Below are 16977 nucleotides of genomic sequence, written 5' to 3'. Positions count from 1 at the left end.
CATGCTGTGGCCAGGGACTCTGATTGGAGCCGGAGCGGGCTTTGCCATCGCCAGCATTCCGGGGGCCATGCTCGGCGCGTTGTTGGGGCAGGCGCTGGATCGGCGTTTGAAACTGCAGAGCTGGGGGCATTTGCGCGAAGCGCTCGGTGGCCGTCCGGTGCTGCGTAACGATGAACTGCTTTTCGTGTTGCTGGGGCGGTTGGCCAAGTGTGACGGGCGGGTAGTCGAAGGTCATATTCAGCAGGCGCGTCAGGAAATGCAGGCGCTGGAAATGAGCGAAGTGGCAAAACGCCGGGCGATTATGGCGTTCAACCGCGGCAAGTCGGGGCATGACCGGTTGCGCGGCTATCTGCGGCGCTTGAGTGCACAGCCCCATGCGGCGGAAGGTGTGTTGCGCGCCTGCTGGCGGATGATCTGGGCCGATGGCCACGCCGGTCATGCCGAGCGCGAGCTGATTGCCCAATGGGGTAAATGGTTGGGCTGGAGGTCGTATCAGGTGCAGGCATTGGCGGCGGATTATGAGCCGCATAAGCAAGCGCAAGTCAGCAATGCCATCACTTATCAGCAAGCGCTGCTGATACTGGGCGTGTCCGCCACCACCGAGCCGGCGCAGATCAAACGCGCTTATCGACGTCTGCTGAGTCGCCATCATCCAGACAAGATTGCCGGCAGCGGGGCGTCGGCGTTGCAGGTGCGCGAAGCAACAGACAAGACGCGCGAATTGCATACCGCCTACACGTTGATCCGTCAGCGGCGGGATTTTCGCTAGCCGGTGAGTTCTGTATCGACAGCACTGACGCCTTCGCGGGCTTGCTCGCGAAAGGCGCACCGCGGTTTATCAGTCCGCCGGCTGAGGATTCAACCAACCCCGCACCCGCCGCACCAACTGCTCCTGCTCAGCCTTGCTATTCCCCGGCAACGCCTTGAGTGATACCTGACTGAACGCCGAAGCCTTCAGACGCTTGCTGGCCTGCAAGCGTTCCAGCGCCGCGTTGCGGTCCAGCGGCTTGTCCATGTAGAAGATGTCGGCCGTCGGCAATTTAAGGGTCGGCGTCAATTCAGCCAGTTCGGGCTTTGCCGCAACGGGCGTCTGGGCGGCGACCATCGCGAATTTCTCGACTTGCGAGGGCTGCTTCTCACTCAGGTAACGTGCGGCCCAGTACGCGCCGGTGCCATGCCCGAGCACCACAATGCGGCGAGCGCTCTGTTGTTCGGCGTAGGCAATGGCCGCATCAATGCGTGCGAAGATTCGCTCGGCGTCGGCCTTGGCCTGCTCGTCGCCGGTTTCGGCGATGGCCTTGTCGACGACTTCCGCCTCACCGCCAGCCGCTTGCTCGATAGGGGCGGCGGTTGTCGAGTCCTTGCTGCCGACGTCAGGCGCCTTGGGTGTTGGCGCGACTTCGACGGTACGTGGCGCAATGGCATCGCTTTGCAGGTCGGGCAAGGTGATACTCAGGCTGCTCCACTCGGCGTCGGGCAGTTTGCGTCGCAGGGGGCTGATTGCTTGCGGCCAGTCAACGGTTTCGCCTGCGCCCGGGATGATAATCACCGCACCCTTGGGGTCAGCGGTATTGGCCGGCTTCCACAAGGCCAGAAAAGTGTCGCTGCCGGCCTGTAGCTGTTGTTGTTCCTGAGCGGGAATTTTTCGCTCAAGTGCTGTTGCTTCTTCCTGACTACGCTCAAGCAACGGCTGACGTTCGACCGGTTTTTCCTCTGCGGATTTTTCCGCGGCGGCGGGTGCGGGATCGGCGGCCTGGACGGAAAAGGCGCAAGGCAGGATCAGCGACAGGCACAATGCTGGCAGTGCCAGGCGGTAGACAGGGGGCATCGGATATTCCAGGCCAGAAGTTATTCCGGCAGCCTAATGGGTTGGTCAGTATTTGTCAGTGTGTGAGACTTCGATGAAGCGTTTTCGCTGCCTGTGGGTTATCGGCTGTTTGTGGTTTCCCTTGATGGGCTGGGCGGCGCCTGCGCCACCGACCCACGTCGCACAATTGTCCGCACGTCAGCAGGAGTGGTTGGCGCAGCATGGCGAATTGCGCGTCGGACTGGTGTTGCAAGTGCCCTATGCGCAATACGATCGCCGCTTGCAGCGGCTGTCCGGGGTCAACGTCGAGTTGATGAAGTGGTTGGCCAAGTCGCTCAAGGTCGAGCTCAGCTGGCGCAACTTTCCCGATCTCGCGCAGCTGGAGGCCGCCGCCCGTGAAGGTGAAATCGACCTCGCGCCGGGGCTGGCGCAAACCCCCGGTGGCCTGCGCCTGTGGCAGTTTTCCGACCCTTACATGCGGGTGCCGCAACTGGTGGTCAGCGACCAGAAGACGGCCGGCGGGGTGGAGCTGGAAAAACTCGACAGCCAGACCCGCGTTGCCGTGCGCATGCCCAGCGCCACCGCCGATTACCTGCGCAGTAATTACCCGCACCTGAACCTCCAGGGCGTCCCGATCGAACGCCAGGCCTTGCAACTGTTGCTGAGTCAGCAGGCCAGTTACGCCGTGGTCGACGAAGCACAGTTGGGGCGGCTGTCTGTCGAGCCGGAGTTCTCCGGGCTGGTAGTGGTCGGCGACATCGGTCTGCCGCAATTGCTGCGCGTGGCCACGCGGCGGGACTGGCCGGAACTCGCCGGCATTGTCGAAAGCGCGCTGCGAGCGATCCCGGCCAAGGATCTGGAGCAACTGCACAATCAATGGCTGCAACCCAAGTACCCGCGACTGACGGAGTCCCCGGGTTTCTGGCAGAACCTCAGTCTGCTGTTGGCGGTGCTGATGCTGAGCTGTATGGCGATTGTGTTCTGGCAGCGTCGGCAGCAGCACAGCCTGGAGCATCGTCTGTTAGCGGCGCGGGAAGACATTGCCTTGCGAGCCGCCAGTGAGGAAGCGTTGCGCCTCACGCAGTTTTCCATCGATCAGAGCACCGTCGGCATTCTCTGGGTCAACTGGGACAGCCATGTGCGCTATGCCAACCGGGCCGCCGAAACCATGCTCGGCTATCCGGCGGGCGGCATTATTGACCGACCGCTGATCGACTTCGAGCCCGGTCTGCACATGGACCGCTGGCTGAACCTGTGGAAACGCGCCCGCGCCAGCGAAGAAGGCCCGCAAAGTTTCGAAACCAATTGCCTGCGGGCCGATGGCAGCCTTTTGCCGACGGATGTGTCGTTGAGCTTCTTGCGTTTCCGCGACGGCGAATACCTGGTGGTCTACCTCAATGACGTGACAGAGCGCCGTCGCGCCCTGGCCGCGTTGCAGGAAAGCGAGGCACGCCTGCAAGGGATCGCCGCCAACGTGCCGGGATTGGTCTTTCGCCTGGAGCGGGCGCCGGTGACGGGGCAAATCGACTTTGCCTACATCAGCGAAGGCAGCGAGAGCCTGGTGGGTTATTCGCCGGCGACCCTGGCCCATCGCGACAAGGGGCTGCGCAGCCTGGTGCACCCGGACGACAAGGCCAGCTACCACCGGACGCAGGATCACGCCCTGGACACTGACAGCGACTGGTCCTGGCAGGGGCGGATTCTCACGCGTCAGGGCGAGCAGCGCTGGGCCGAGATCAAAGCCATCACTCGGCGTCTCGAAGATGGCGCCTATGTCTGGGACGGTATCGTCTGGGACATCAGCGAGAGCAAGCGTATCGAACTGGAACTGGCCAGCTCCCGCGAGCAACTGCGTGAGTTGTCGGCGCACCTGGAGAGCGTGCGGGAAGAGGAAAAGGGCCGTATCGCCCGGGAAGTTCACGACGAGCTGGGTCAGATGTTGACCGTGTTGAAGCTGGAAACGTCCATGTGCGAATTGGCCTACGCCCAGCTCGACCCTGGTCTGAACGAACGATTGAATAGCATGAAGCGCTTGATCGCTCAGCTGTTCCAGCTGGTGCGCGATGTTGCTACAGCGCTGCGCCCACCGATTCTCGATGCCGGCATTGCCTCGGCCATCGAATGGCAGGCCCGACGCTTCGAGGCGCGCACGCAGATTCCATGTCTGGTGCAGGTGCCGGACAACTTGCCGGTGCTCAGTGATGCCAAGGCGATTGGCCTGTTCCGGATCCTTCAGGAGGCGCTGACCAATGTCATGCGCCATGCCCAGGCGCATACTGTCGAACTGACGTTGGCGCTGGAAGGTGACGAGTTGTGCCTGACCGTCAGCGATGATGGCGTAGGATTTGTCCCCGCTAGCGGAAGGCCGACATCCTTTGGGGTTGTCGGTATGCGCGAGCGGGTGTTGATCATGGGTGGGCAGTTGTCGCTTGAAAGTGAGCCGGGTGAGGGCACGACCCTGAGTGTGCGCGTGCCGCTGGACCGCTAAAAGATCGCAGCCTTCGGCAGCTCCTGCGCTGAGCGCCTACCCCTGTAGGAGCTGCCGAAGGCTGCGATCTTTTGGCGACAAGGCAATTATTGAGGAGAGGCAAGTGATCCGTGTACTGGTAGCCGAAGACCACACCATCGTTCGCGAAGGCATTAAACAATTGATCGGCCTGGCCAAGGATTTGCTGGTAGTGGGGGAGGCGAGCAATGGCGAGCAGTTGCTCGAGACCTTGCGCCATGTTCCCTGCGAAGTGGTGTTGCTGGATATCTCCATGCCTGGGGTCAATGGTCTGGAAGCGATCCCACGGATCCGTGCGTTGAACAATCCGCCCGCAATCCTGGTGTTGTCGATGCACGACGAGGCGCAAATGGCTGCGCGGGCCTTGAAGGTCGGTGCTGCAGGCTACGCAACCAAGGACAGCGACCCCGCGCTGCTGCTGACGGCGATCCGCAAAGTCGCGGCGGGCGGGCGTTACATCGACCCGGAGCTGGCCGACCGCATGGTCTTCGAAGTCGGCCTGACCGATTCGCGGCCGCTGCATTCATTGTTGTCGGAGCGTGAATTCTCGGTGTTCGAACGCCTGGCCCAGGGCGCCAACGTCAACGAAATCGCCCAGCAACTGGCCTTGAGCAGCAAGACCATCAGCACCCACAAGGCGCGGCTGATGCAGAAACTCAACATCACCTCCTTGGCCGAACTGGTGAAGTACGCGATGGAGCACAAGCTCCTCTGAAAACTGTTCGCGATCACCCGCAGGAGCTGTCGAAGGGACTATGTCGGCATGTCCATTTGCGACATGCCTCCAGCGCCGCTTTTACCGGTTCTTGCGGTTTGCAGCTCACCGCCTGTCGCTATCCCGAATCGACATATCCATCCCCGCCATCCTTGTAGGGCAATCCCTACCCCCAACCTTCCATCCGGCTGAGGCGATTCTCTCCTGCGCCCCGATTTGCGTGGTCACCAGCGTCCACTAGGCTTAGCCCACAGCAGTCATCAACAACAAAGGTGTGGGTATGAGCCAGGTCGATTCAAACGCAGGGGCCAGCGACATTCTGGTCAGCTTTCGTGGAGTGCAGAAGAGCTACGACGGCGAGAACCTGATCGTCAAAGACCTCAACCTGGATATTCGCAAAGGCGAGTTCCTCACCTTGCTAGGGCCGTCCGGCTCGGGCAAGACCACTAGCCTGATGATGCTCGCCGGTTTCGAAACGCCAACCGCCGGCGAAATTCTCCTGGCCGGGCGTGCCATCAACAACGTGCCGCCGCACAAGCGCGACATCGGCATGGTGTTCCAGAACTACGCATTGTTCCCGCACATGACCGTCGCCGAGAACCTCGCGTTTCCGCTGACCGTGCGCGGCTTGAACAAGAGCGATGTCAGTGACCGGGTCAAACGTGTCCTGAGCATGGTTCAGCTCGACACCTTCGCCCAGCGCTATCCGGCGCAACTGTCCGGCGGTCAGCAACAGCGTGTGGCTTTGGCCCGTGCGCTGGTGTTCGAGCCGCAACTGGTGTTGATGGACGAACCCCTCGGCGCACTCGACAAACAACTGCGCGAACACATGCAGATGGAAATCAAACACCTGCACCAGCGCCTCGGCGTGACCGTGGTCTACGTGACCCACGATCAGGGCGAAGCGTTGACCATGTCCGACCGCGTGGCCGTGTTCCATCAGGGCGAAATCCAGCAGATCGCCCCGCCACGCAGCCTCTACGAAGAACCGAAGAACACCTTCGTCGCCAACTTCATCGGCGAGAACAACCGTCTCAATGGCCGTCTGCACAGCCAGACCGGCGACCGTTGCGTGGTCGAGCTCGGTCGCGGTGAAAAGGTTGAAGCGCTGGCGGTCAACGTCGGCAAGACCGGCGAACCCGTCACGCTGTCGATTCGTCCGGAACGCGTGAGCCTCAATGGTTCGAGCGAGTCCTGCGTCAACCGCTTCTCAGGGAGGGTGGCGGAATTCATCTATCTGGGCGACCACGTCCGGGTTCGCCTGGAAGTCTGTGGCAAGACCGACTTCTTCGTGAAACAACCGATTGCCGAGCTCGATCCCGCGCTCGCTGTTGGCGACGTGGTACCGCTTGGCTGGCAAGTCGAACACGTTCGCGCGCTCGACCCACTTTTAGAGGCGAACTGATCGCCCCCTGCTTCAACCAACCCTGCACGTGGAGAGAACAATAAATGTTGAGATCCCTGAAATTCACCGCCCTGGTCATGGGCATGATGGGTGCGGCACACGCGATGGCGGCGGGCCCGGACCTGACCGTGGTGTCCTTTGGCGGGGCGAACAAGGCTGCGCAGGTCAAAGCCTTCTACGCACCGTGGGAAGCGGCGGGTAACGGCAAGATTGTCGCCGGCGAGTACAACGGCGAGATGGCCAAGGTCAAAGCCATGGTCGACACCAAGAGCGTGTCCTGGGACCTGGTGGAAGTTGAATCGCCAGAATTGTCCCGTGGTTGCGACGAAGACATGTTCGAGCAACTCGACCCGGCGCTGTTCGGCAAGACCGAAGATTACGTCAAAGGCGCCATCCAGCCTTGCGGCGTGGGTTTCTTCGTGTGGTCGACCGTGTTGGCCTACAACGCCGACAAGCTGAAAAGCGCACCAACCAGCTGGGTGGATTTCTGGGACACCAAGAAATTCCCGGGCAAGCGTGGCCTGCGTAAAGGCGCCAAGTACACCCTGGAATTTGCTCTGATGGCCGACGGCGTTGCGCCGAAGGACGTCTACAAAGTGCTGGCCGGCAAAGACGGTCAGGACCGCGCGTTCAAAAAGCTCGATGAGCTCAAACCAAGCATTCAGTGGTGGGAAGCTGGCGCGCAACCGCCGCAGTACCTCGCTTCCGGTGACGTGGTCATGAGCTCGGCCTACAACGGGCGGATTGCAGCGGTACAGAAAGAAAGCAATTTGAAAGTCGTGTGGAACGGCGGTATCTACGACTTCGACGCATGGGCGATTCCAAAAGGCCTGGACAAGGCTCGTGCTGAAGCGGCGAAGAAATTCATCGCGTTCTCGGTACAACCACAGCAGCAGAAGACCTATTCGGAAAACATCGCCTACGGCCCGGCCAACACCCAGGCTGTTCCGTTGCTGGCCAAGGATGTCCTGAAAGACATGCCTACCACTCCGGAAAACATCGCCAACCAGGTGCAGATCGACGTCAGCTTCTGGGCTGACAACGGCGAGCAACTGGAACAGCGCTTCAATTCCTGGGCTGCGAAGTAAGCAGAGGGCTCGCCCTCCTGTGAGGGCGAGCTTTTGTGGCGAGGGAGCTTGCTCCCGCTTGAGTGCGCAGCACTCACAGAATTAGCCGTTTTCAGCAGAATTTTGGGGCCGCTTCGCAGCCCAGCGCGAGCAAGCTCGCTCGCCACACCAGCTCGCTCCCACTTCAACGAATGATCAAAGATTTCCGGAGTACGCCATGGCCACCGCCATTCCCCTGAACGCGGGCACTGACCCCACCTTGAAGCAGCGGCTCAAGCACGCCGAGCGGATCAATCGCTGGAAGGCCCAGGCCTTGATCGCGCCGCTGGTGCTGTTTCTGTTGCTGGTGTTCCTGGTGCCGATCGTGGCGCTGCTCTACAAAAGCGTGGGCAACCCGGAAGTGGTCGGCGGCATGCCGCGCACCGTGGCGGCCATTGCCGGTTGGGACGGCCGCGGCCTGCCCGCTGAACCGGTGTACAAAGCGGCCAGCGAAGACCTCGCTGAAGCGCGCAAGAATCAGACCTTGGGCGACCTGTCCAAGCGGTTGAACATGGAGTTGGCCGGCTACCGCAGCCTGCTGACCAAAACCGCTCGCGCCTTGCCGTTCGCCACCGAACCGGCCTCTTATAAAGAAGCGCTGGAAGGTCTCGACGAACGCTGGGGCGACCCGGCCTACTGGCAAGCGGTTCGTCGCAACACCAGCAATATCACGCCGTACTACCTGCTGGCAGCGGTCGATCACCGCATCGACGACCTCGGCGAAATCGCCCCGGCCACGCCCGATCAGGCGATCTACCTCGACATCTTCGCCCGGACCTTCTGGATGGGCCTGATCATCACCACCATTTGCCTGGTACTCGCCTATCCATTGGCTTACCTGCTGGCAAACTTGCCTTCGCGCCAAAGTAACCTGTTGATGATTTTGGTGCTGCTGCCGTTCTGGACTTCGATCCTGGTCCGGGTTGCCGCGTGGATCGTGTTGCTGCAATCAGGCGGTTTGATCAATAGCGGCCTGATGGCCATGGGCATCATCGATAAACCGCTGGAGCTGGTGTTCAACCGCACCGGGGTCTACATCTCGATGGTGCACATCCTGCTGCCGTTCATGATTCTGCCGATCTACAGCGTCATGAAAGGCATCTCGCCGACCTACATGCGCGCCGCGATTTCCCTCGGCTGCCACCCGTTCGCCAGCTTCTGGCGGGTCTACTTCCCGCAGACCTATGCGGGTGTCGGTGCCGGTTGCCTGTTGGTGTTCATCCTCGCCATCGGCTACTACATCACCCCGGCGTTGCTGGGCAGCCCGAACGATCAGATGGTCAGCTATTTCGTCGCCTTCTACACCAACACCAGCATCAACTGGGGCATGGCGACTGCGCTCGGTGGGCTGTTGCTGTTGGCGACCGTGGTGCTTTATCTGATTTACAGCTGGCTGGTGGGCGCCAGTCGCCTGCGCCTGAGCTAAGGGGAGAATGAAATGCTGAGTCCTTATATGTCGCCCATCGAACGGGTGTGGTTCTACAGCTTGCGGATTCTCTGCGGCTTGATTCTGTTGTTCCTGATTCTGCCGGTGCTGGTGATCATTCCGCTGTCGTTCAACTCGGGCAGTTTCCTGGTGTACCCGCTGCAAGGATTCTCGTTGCACTGGTATCAGGATTTCTTCACCTCGGCGGAATGGATGCGCGCATTGAAGAACAGCATCATCGTCGCCCCGGCAGCGACCGTGCTGGCGATGATCTTCGGTACGCTGGCGGCGATTGGCCTGACCCGCGGCGACTTCCCGGGCAAGCCGCTGGTGATGGCGCTGGTGATTTCGCCGATGGTGGTGCCGGTGGTGATCATTGGTGTGGCCAGCTATTTGTTCTTTGCACCGCTGGGGCTGGGCAACAGCTTCTTCTCGCTGATCGTGGTGCATGCGGTGCTGGGTGTGCCGTTCGTGATTATCACGGTGTCGGCGACGTTGCAGGGTTTCAACCAGAACCTGGTGCGGGCCGCCGCAAGTCTGGGGGCGTCGCCGCTGACCGCGTTCCGTCGCGTGACCTTGCCGCTGATTGCGCCCGGCGTGATCTCCGGCGCGCTGTTTGCCTTTGCGACCTCGTTCGATGAGGTGGTGGTGACGCTGTTTCTCGCCGGTCCCGAGCAGGCAACCTTGCCACGGCAGATGTTCAGCGGTATCCGCGAAAACCTCAGCCCGACCATTGCCGCCGCGGCAACGCTGCTGATTGCGTTCTCGGTGATCCTGCTGCTGACCCTGGAATGGCTGCGTGGCCGCAGCGAAAAACTGCGCACTGCCCAGGTCTAAACCCACACACCATCTCCTGTGTGAGCGAGCCTGCTCGCGATGACGGACTGACATTCAATATTGATGTCGACTGATACTCCGCTATCGCGAGCAGGCTCGCTCCCACAGGAATTCAAGGTGTTTCGGGATGTTGGGGCATTCACAACCTGAATAGCAGACAAACCCCAATCCCCAGCTACTATTGTGCCCAGCTCCCCTATCTATAAGAGGCTGCGCACGATGAGTCTTTCCTCTTTCAAAATCGCCCACAAACTGATCACCGGCGCGGCTGCCATCGAGCAACTGTCCGCCGAGCTCACGCGCCTGGATATCGACAACCCGCTGATCGTCACCGACGCCGCGCTCGTCAAGTCCGGTACGGTCGCGCTGGCGCTGGCCCAGCTGGGTGATCGGAGCTACGAGATTTTCGACCGTGTGTTGCCGGACCCGGAAATCGCCATCGTCGAAGACTGCATGCGCGTTTACCGTGAAGGCGGGCATGACGGGCTGATCGGTCTGGGCGGCGGCAGTGCGATCGACATTGCCAAAAGCGTCGCGGCCTACGCCGGTTACCACGGCGAGCTGGAAGATCTGTTCGGCATCGACCAGGTGCCACGCAAAGGCCCACCGCTGATCGCCATCCCGACTACCGCCGGCACCGGCTCGGAAGTGACCAACGTCGCGATCCTTTTCGACAAGGTCGCTCAGCTGAAAAAAGGCATCGTCAGCGACTATCTGTTGCCGGATGTGGCGCTGGTCAGCCCGCAAATGACCCTGACATGCCCGCGCAGCGTCACCGCCGCCAGTGGCGTCGACGCGCTGGTGCACGCCATCGAGTCTTATTTGTCCCTCAATGCTTCAGCCATTACCGACGCACTGGCCATCGGCGCGATCAAGTTGATCACCAAAGCGTTACCCAAGGCCTACGCGAACCCCTCCAATCTGCAGGCGCGCGAGGACATGGCCACCGCCAGCCTGATGGCGGGGATGGCATTCGGCAATGCCGGCGTCGGCGCGGTGCATGCGCTGGCGTATCCGCTGGGCGGTCGTTTCAACATCGCCCACGGTGTCAGTAACGCCTTGTTGCTGCCGTATGTCATGACCTGGAACAAAATGGCCTGCGTCGAGCGCATGCAGGATATTGCCGAAGCCATGGGGGTGAAGACCGCTCATCTGAGCGCCAATGACGCCGCGGACAAAGCCGTCGAGGCGATGACCGCATTGTGCGCCGCCGTGGAAATCCCGCCGGGCCTGCGCAGTTTCGGCGTCCCCGAGGATGCGATCCCGGCCATGGCCGTGGAAGCGGCGGGGATCGAGCGGCTGATGCGCAATAATCCGCGCAAATTGAGCGCGATTGATATCGAGAAGATCTACCGCGCGGCTTACTGATTATCGCGTCACGGTGCGCGCGCCAAAGCATGAGGTATACAATGCGCGCCATCGTGATTCTGCTCAGAAAAGGTGCGTCATGCAGCCCTTCGTAATTGCTCCATCGATTCTCTCCGCCGACTTCGCCCGCCTGGGGGAGGAAGTGGACAACGTTCTGGCCGCCGGCGCCGACTTCGTGCACTTCGATGTCATGGACAACCACTACGTGCCGAACCTGACCATCGGCCCGATGGTCTGCGCCGCACTGCGCAAGTACGGCGTGACCGCGCCGATCGACGCGCACCTGATGGTCAGCCCGGTGGACCGCATCGTCGGTGACTTCATCGAAGCCGGCGCGACCTACATCACCTTCCACCCGGAGGCGACGCAGCACGTCGACCGTTCCCTGCAACTGATCCGCGAGGGCGGCTGCAAGTCGGGCCTGGTGTTCAACCCGGCGACCCCGCTGGACGTGCTCAAGTACGTGATGGACAAGGTCGACATGATTCTGCTGATGAGCGTCAACCCGGGCTTCGGCGGGCAGAAATTCATCCCCGGCACCCTCGACAAACTGCGCGAAGCTCGCGCATTGATCGATGCCTCGGGCCGTGACATCCGCCTGGAAATCGACGGCGGCGTGAACGTGAACAACATTCGTGAAATCGCGGCGGCTGGCGCTGACACCTTCGTGGCCGGCTCGGCGATCTTCAATGCGCCGAACTACCAGGAAGTCATCGAGAAGATGCGTTCCGAACTGGCGCTGGCCCGCCCATGAGCGGCTTTGAGCAGCTGTTCCCGGGGCGTCTGCCACGGCTGGTGATGTTCGACCTGGACGGCACGCTGGTCGATTCGGTCCCAGACCTCGCCGCGGCGGTGGATAACATGCTGCTCAATCTCGGGCGTCGGCCTGTCGGCATCGAATCGGTGCGTGACTGGGTCGGTAACGGCGTGCAGATGCTGGTGCGCCGGGCCCTGGCCAATCACATCGACGCCGAGGGTGTCGATGAGGTCGAAGCCGAACATGCCCTGGAATTGTTCAACGGCTTTTATGAGGACGGTCACGACCTGACGGTGGTTTACCCCGGCGTGCGTGACACCCTCAAGTGGCTGAACAAACAAGGCGTGGAAATGGCCCTGATCACCAACAAGCCGGAGCGCTTCGTCGCGCCGTTGCTGGATCAGATGAAGATCGGCCGCTATTTCAAATGGATCATCGGCGGCGACACCCTGCCGCAGAAGAAACCCGACCCGGCCGCGCTGTTTTTCGTGATGAAAATGGCCAACATTCCGGCGTCGCAATCGTTGTTCGTCGGTGACTCGCGCAGCGATGTGCTGGCGGCGAAAGCGGCGGGGGTCAAATGTGTGGCGCTCAGTTACGGCTACAACCATGGCCGGCCGATTGCCGAAGAGTCACCGGCACTGGTCATCGACGACCTGCGCAAGCTAATTCCCGGTTGCCTGGATCCGGCCGCTGAGATAACGTTGGCCGACGCTGTTCAACCCCCTTCTGGAAACGCCATCGTGGTGGTCACTCGCAAACTCTGGATGAAAGTCATCAAGGCCCTGGCCCGCTGGCGTTGGCGCGCCTGACTTGTTCCTGGCCGGTTTACCGGCGCGTTTGCATACCTGACTGTTAGCACCTCAAGCCACGAGGCTACCCCATGATCCGCGAAGAATTCCTGCGTTTGGCCGCTGCTGGCTATAACCGCATCCCGCTTGCCTGCGAAACCCTGGCCGACTTCGACACGCCGCTGTCGATCTACCTGAAACTGGCTGACGAACCCAATTCCTACCTGCTCGAATCGGTGCAGGGCGGGGAGAAATGGGGCCGTTACTCGATCATCGGCCTGCCGTGCCGCACCGTGCTGCGGGTTCATGACCATCACGTCAGCGTGACCCATGATGGCGTCGAGATCGAAAGCCATGAGGCGGAAGATCCGCTGGCCTTCGTTGAAGAGTTCAAGGCCCGCTACAACGTACCGACCATCGCCGGCCTGCCGCGCTTCAACGGTGGCCTGGTGGGTTACTTCGGCTACGACTGCGTGCGTTATGTGGAGACGCGTCTGGGCAAGTGCCCGAACCCGGATCCGCTGGGCGTACCGGACATTCTGCTGATGGTGTCCGATGCGGTGGTGGTGTTCGACAACCTCGCCGGCAAGATGCACGCGATTGTCCTGGCCGACCCGTCGCAGGACGATGCCTTCGAGCAAGGTCAGGCGCGCCTGGAAGAGCTGCTGGAAAAACTCCGCCAGCCGATCACCCCACGCCGCGGCCTGGATTTCAGCAAGCAGCAATCGGCTGATCCAGTGTTCCGCTCCAGTTTCACCCAGGACGATTACGAAAAAGCCGTCGACACCATCAAGGAATACATCCTGGCCGGTGACTGCATGCAGGTCGTGCCGTCCCAGCGCATGTCGATCGACTTCAAGGCTGCGCCGATTGATTTGTACCGGGCGCTGCGCTGCTTCAACCCGACGCCTTACATGTACTTCTTCAACTTCGGCGACTTCCACGTTGTCGGCAGTTCGCCGGAAGTGCTGGTGCGGGTCGAGGACAACCTGATCACCGTGCGCCCGATCGCCGGCACGCGTCCGCGCGGGGCCAACGAAGAAGCCGATCTTGCACTGGAAAAAGACCTGCTGTCCGACGACAAGGAAATTGCCGAGCACTTGATGCTGATCGACCTGGGTCGTAACGACACCGGTCGCGTCTCGGAAATCGGTTCTGTGAAACTCACCGAGAAAATGGTCATCGAGCGTTATTCCAACGTGATGCACATCGTGTCCAACGTCACTGGCCAACTGAAGGCCGGGCTGACGGCGATGGACGCATTGCGGGCAATCCTGCCGGCGGGCACCTTGTCCGGCGCGCCGAAGATTCGCGCGATGGAAATCATCGACGAACTGGAACCGGTCAAGCGTGGCGTCTACGGCGGCGCGGTCGGTTACTTCGCCTGGAACGGCAACATGGACACCGCGATTGCCATTCGCACCGCGGTGATCAAGAACGGCGAACTGCACGTGCAGGCCGGTGGCGGCATCGTCGCCGACTCGGTGCCGGCGCTGGAATGGGAAGAAACCCTGAACAAGCGCCGTGCAATGTTCCGTGCAGTCGCCCTGGCTGAACAAACCCCGGAAAGCTGACCCATGAACGTGCCCCGTATGCCATGCCGCTTTGCCTGACAAAGCGCTGGACGCTGCGGGTCACTCATTCGAAGGCAGTCTTTATAGTCAGTGAATTCAAGAGGTTCTCAAGCCATGTTGCTGATGATCGATAACTACGACTCTTTTACTTACAACGTTGTGCAGTACCTGGGCGAGCTCGGCTCCGAGGTCAAAGTCGTGCGCAACGATGAACTCACCATTGCCGAAATCGAAGCCCTCAATCCTGAGCGGATCGTGGTTTCACCGGGTCCTTGCACGCCGACCGAAGCCGGTGTCTCGATTGACGTGATCAAGCATTTTGGCGGCAAATTGCCGATTCTGGGTGTGTGCCTCGGCCATCAGTCCATCGGCCAGGCGTTTGGTGGCGACGTAGTCCGCGCCCGTCAGGTGATGCACGGCAAGACCAGCCCGGTTTTCCACGAAGACAAAGGTGTGTTCGAAGGCCTGAATCATCCGCTGACGGTTACGCGCTATCACTCGTTGATCGTCAAGCGCGAAACCCTGCCGGATTGTCTGGAACTGACCGCCTGGACCCAGCTTGAAGACGGCTCGGTCGACGAAATCATGGGCCTGCGTCACAAGACGTTGAACATCGAAGGTGTGCAGTTCCACCCTGAGTCTATCCTGACTGAGCAGGGCCACGAGCTGTTCGCCAACTTCCTCAAACAAACCGGCGGCACGCGCTAAGGACTTCCCATGAATATCAAGACAGCCCTGAGCCGAATCGTCGATCACCTCGACCTCAGCACCGAAGAGATGCGCGATGTGATGCGCGAAATCATGACCGGGCAGTGCTCGGATGCGCAGATCGGCGCGTTCATGATGGCCATGCGCATGAAGAGCGAAAGCATCGACGAGATCGTCGGCGCCGTGTCGGTCATGCGCGAGCTGGCGGACAAGGTCGACCTCAAGACCCTCGACGGCGTCGTCGATGTGGTCGGCACCGGCGGTGACGGGGCCAACATTTTCAACGTCTCGACGGCGTCTTCCTTCGTGGTGGCCGCGGCCGGTTGCACCGTGGCCAAGCACGGTAACCGTGCGGTGTCGGGCAAAAGCGGCAGCGCCGATCTGCTGGAAGCAGCGGGCATCTACCTGAACCTGACCCCGGTTCAGGTAGCGCGCTGCATCGACAACGTCGGCATCGGCTTCATGTTTGCCCAGACTCATCACAGTGCCATGAAGTACGCCGCCGGTCCGCGCAAGGACCTTGGTTTGCGTACCCTGTTCAACATGCTTGGCCCGCTTACGAATCCGGCCGGCGTGAAACATCAGGTGGTGGGCGTGTTCAGCCAGGCGCTGTGCCGGCCGTTGGCTGAAGTCTTGCAGCGTTTGGGCAGCAAGCACGTGTTGGTGGTGCACTCGAAGGATGGCCTGGACGAGTTCAGCCTGGCCGCGCCGACCTACGTGGCGGAATTGAAGAATGACCAGATCACCGAGTATTGGGTCGAACCCGAAGATTTGGGCATGAAGAGTCAGAGCCTGCACGGCCTGGCGGTGGAAAGCCCGGCCGCTTCGCTCGAGCTGATTCGCGATGCCCTCGGCAAACGCAAGACCGAGAGCGGTCAGAAGGCTGCCGAGATGATCGTGCTCAATGCCGGTGCCGCGCTATACGCCGCTGACCTGGCAAGCAGTTTGAAAGAAGGCGTTGCCCTGGCGCACGATGCGCTGCACACAGGCCTCGCCCGGGAAAAACTTGAGGAGTTGGGTGCATTTACCGCGGTATTCAAAGTGGAGAATGAGGGATGAGTGTACCGACGGTTCTGGAAAACATTCTGGCGCGCAAAGTCCAGGAAGTCGCCGAGCGTAGCGCTCGCGTGAGTCTGGCGGAGCTGGAAAGTCTGGCCAAGGCGGCCGATGCACCCCGTGGTTTTGCCAAGGCATTGATCGCGCAGGCCAAGCTGAAACAGCCGGCGGTCATTGCTGAAATCAAGAAAGCTTCGCCAAGCAAAGGCGTTATTCGCGAGAACTTCGTTCCTGCCGACATCGCCAAAAGCTACGAGAAGGGCGGCGCAACCTGCCTCTCGGTACTCACCGATATCGATTATTTCCAGGGCGCCGATGCGTATCTGCAGCAGGCCCGGGCGGCGTGCAAACTGCCGGTGATCCGCAAGGATTTCATGATCGATCCGTACCAGATCGTCGAAGCCCGTGCATTGGGCGCTGACTGCGTGCTGTTGATCGTTTCCGCGCTGGACGACGTGAAGATGGCCGAGCTGGCGGCGGTGGCGAAAAGCGTCGGCCTCGATGTGCTGGTGGAAGTCCACGATGGCGACGAGCTGGAGCGGGCCTTGAAAACCCTCGACACGCCGCTGGTCGGCGTGAACAACCGCAACCTGCACACCTTCGACGTCAGCCTCGAAACCACCCTGGACCTGTTGCCGCGGATTCCGCGCGATCGTTTGGTGATCACTGAGAGCGGCATCCTCAATCGGGCCGATGTCGAACTGATGGAAATCAGCGACGTGTATGCGTTCCTGGTGGGCGAAGCGTTCATGCGCGCCGAAAGCCCGGGCACCGAGCTGCAGCGTCTGTTCTTCCCGGAGCGTGGTACGGCGGTGAGTGGTTCTACACTCGACTGAGTACAGATAGACAAGCCGCGGCGCCCCTTTCGCGAGCAAGCCCGCCCCCCACATCAGACCGCGCTGGTACAGACAACGCCGATCT

15 protein-coding genes are annotated in these 16977 nt (G+C 61.0%); 14 read left to right on the top strand and 1 reads right to left on the bottom strand.

Going from position 1 to position 16977, the window contains the following annotated elements; translation table 11 throughout:
* The first annotated feature begins 1 nt into the window (after position 1).
* On the top strand, positions 2-769 hold the full coding sequence (locus B723_RS02070) for a DnaJ domain-containing protein (RefSeq protein WP_017341109.1): 768 nt from the start codon (positions 2-4) through the stop codon (positions 767-769).
* A 69-nt stretch (positions 770-838) separates the two neighbouring features.
* On the opposite strand, the gene B723_RS02065 is transcribed toward B723_RS02070, so the two are convergent.
* Complete coding sequence (locus tag B723_RS02065; protein ID WP_017341108.1) at positions 839-1828, bottom strand: alpha/beta hydrolase family protein; 990 nt, start codon at positions 1826-1828, stop codon at positions 839-841.
* A 73-nt stretch (positions 1829-1901) separates the two neighbouring features.
* On the opposite strand from B723_RS02065, the gene B723_RS02060 reads away from it, so the two are divergent.
* From B723_RS02060 to trpC, 13 genes are all read left to right on the top strand, one after another.
* Positions 1902-4295, top strand: coding sequence for a PAS domain-containing sensor histidine kinase (locus B723_RS02060; protein ID WP_017341107.1), 2394 nt, complete (start codon positions 1902-1904; stop codon positions 4293-4295).
* Positions 4296-4398: 103 nt separating this feature from the next.
* Positions 4399-5028, top strand: a complete 630-nt coding sequence (locus tag B723_RS02055; RefSeq protein ID WP_017341106.1) for a response regulator — start codon at positions 4399-4401, stop codon at positions 5026-5028.
* 280 nt (positions 5029-5308) lie between these two features.
* Positions 5309-6433, top strand: coding sequence for an ABC transporter ATP-binding protein (locus tag B723_RS02050; RefSeq protein ID WP_017341105.1), 1125 nt, complete (start codon positions 5309-5311; stop codon positions 6431-6433).
* 44 nt (positions 6434-6477) lie between these two features.
* Positions 6478-7521 (top strand): ABC transporter substrate-binding protein, encoded by a 1044-nt coding sequence (locus tag B723_RS02045; protein ID WP_017341104.1) that lies wholly within the window; start codon positions 6478-6480, stop codon positions 7519-7521.
* Between the two features lie 196 nt (positions 7522-7717).
* Entirely contained in the window at positions 7718-8965 is a 1248-nt protein-coding gene (locus B723_RS02040) for an ABC transporter permease (RefSeq protein ID WP_017341103.1), read from the top strand.
* Between the two features lie 12 nt (positions 8966-8977).
* Positions 8978-9802, top strand: coding sequence for an ABC transporter permease (locus B723_RS02035; RefSeq protein WP_017341102.1), 825 nt, complete (start codon positions 8978-8980; stop codon positions 9800-9802).
* 219 nt (positions 9803-10021) lie between these two features.
* Positions 10022-11170 (top strand): iron-containing alcohol dehydrogenase, encoded by a 1149-nt coding sequence (locus B723_RS02030; protein WP_017341101.1) that lies wholly within the window; start codon positions 10022-10024, stop codon positions 11168-11170.
* Positions 11171-11249: 79 nt separating this feature from the next.
* On the top strand, positions 11250-11924 hold the full coding sequence (gene rpe / locus B723_RS02025; RefSeq protein ID WP_008035979.1) for a ribulose-phosphate 3-epimerase: 675 nt from the start codon (positions 11250-11252) through the stop codon (positions 11922-11924).
* On the top strand, positions 11921-12739 hold the full coding sequence (locus B723_RS02020) for a phosphoglycolate phosphatase (protein ID WP_017341100.1): 819 nt from the start codon (positions 11921-11923) through the stop codon (positions 12737-12739). The genes rpe and B723_RS02020 overlap by 4 nt, the downstream gene beginning before the upstream one ends.
* A gap of 71 nt (positions 12740-12810) precedes the next feature.
* Entirely contained in the window at positions 12811-14292 is a 1482-nt protein-coding gene (gene trpE, locus B723_RS02015; protein ID WP_017341099.1) for an anthranilate synthase component I, read from the top strand.
* Positions 14293-14406: 114 nt separating this feature from the next.
* Complete coding sequence (locus B723_RS02010; RefSeq protein ID WP_017341098.1) at positions 14407-15000, top strand: aminodeoxychorismate/anthranilate synthase component II; 594 nt, start codon at positions 14407-14409, stop codon at positions 14998-15000.
* Positions 15001-15009: 9 nt separating this feature from the next.
* On the top strand, positions 15010-16059 hold the full coding sequence (gene trpD / locus B723_RS02005) for an anthranilate phosphoribosyltransferase (protein WP_017341097.1): 1050 nt from the start codon (positions 15010-15012) through the stop codon (positions 16057-16059).
* Positions 16056-16892 (top strand): indole-3-glycerol phosphate synthase TrpC, encoded by an 837-nt coding sequence (gene trpC / locus B723_RS02000; protein WP_017341096.1) that lies wholly within the window; start codon positions 16056-16058, stop codon positions 16890-16892. The genes trpD and trpC overlap by 4 nt, the downstream gene beginning before the upstream one ends.
* Positions 16893-16977: the final 85 nt, after the last annotated feature.

This window comes from Pseudomonas fluorescens NCIMB 11764 (genome assembly GCF_000293885.2).
Classification (GTDB): domain Bacteria; phylum Pseudomonadota; class Gammaproteobacteria; order Pseudomonadales; family Pseudomonadaceae; genus Aquipseudomonas; species Aquipseudomonas fluorescens_B.
Note: the sequence above shows the minus strand (reverse complement) of the source record. Positions and strands in the feature narration are given on the sequence as shown.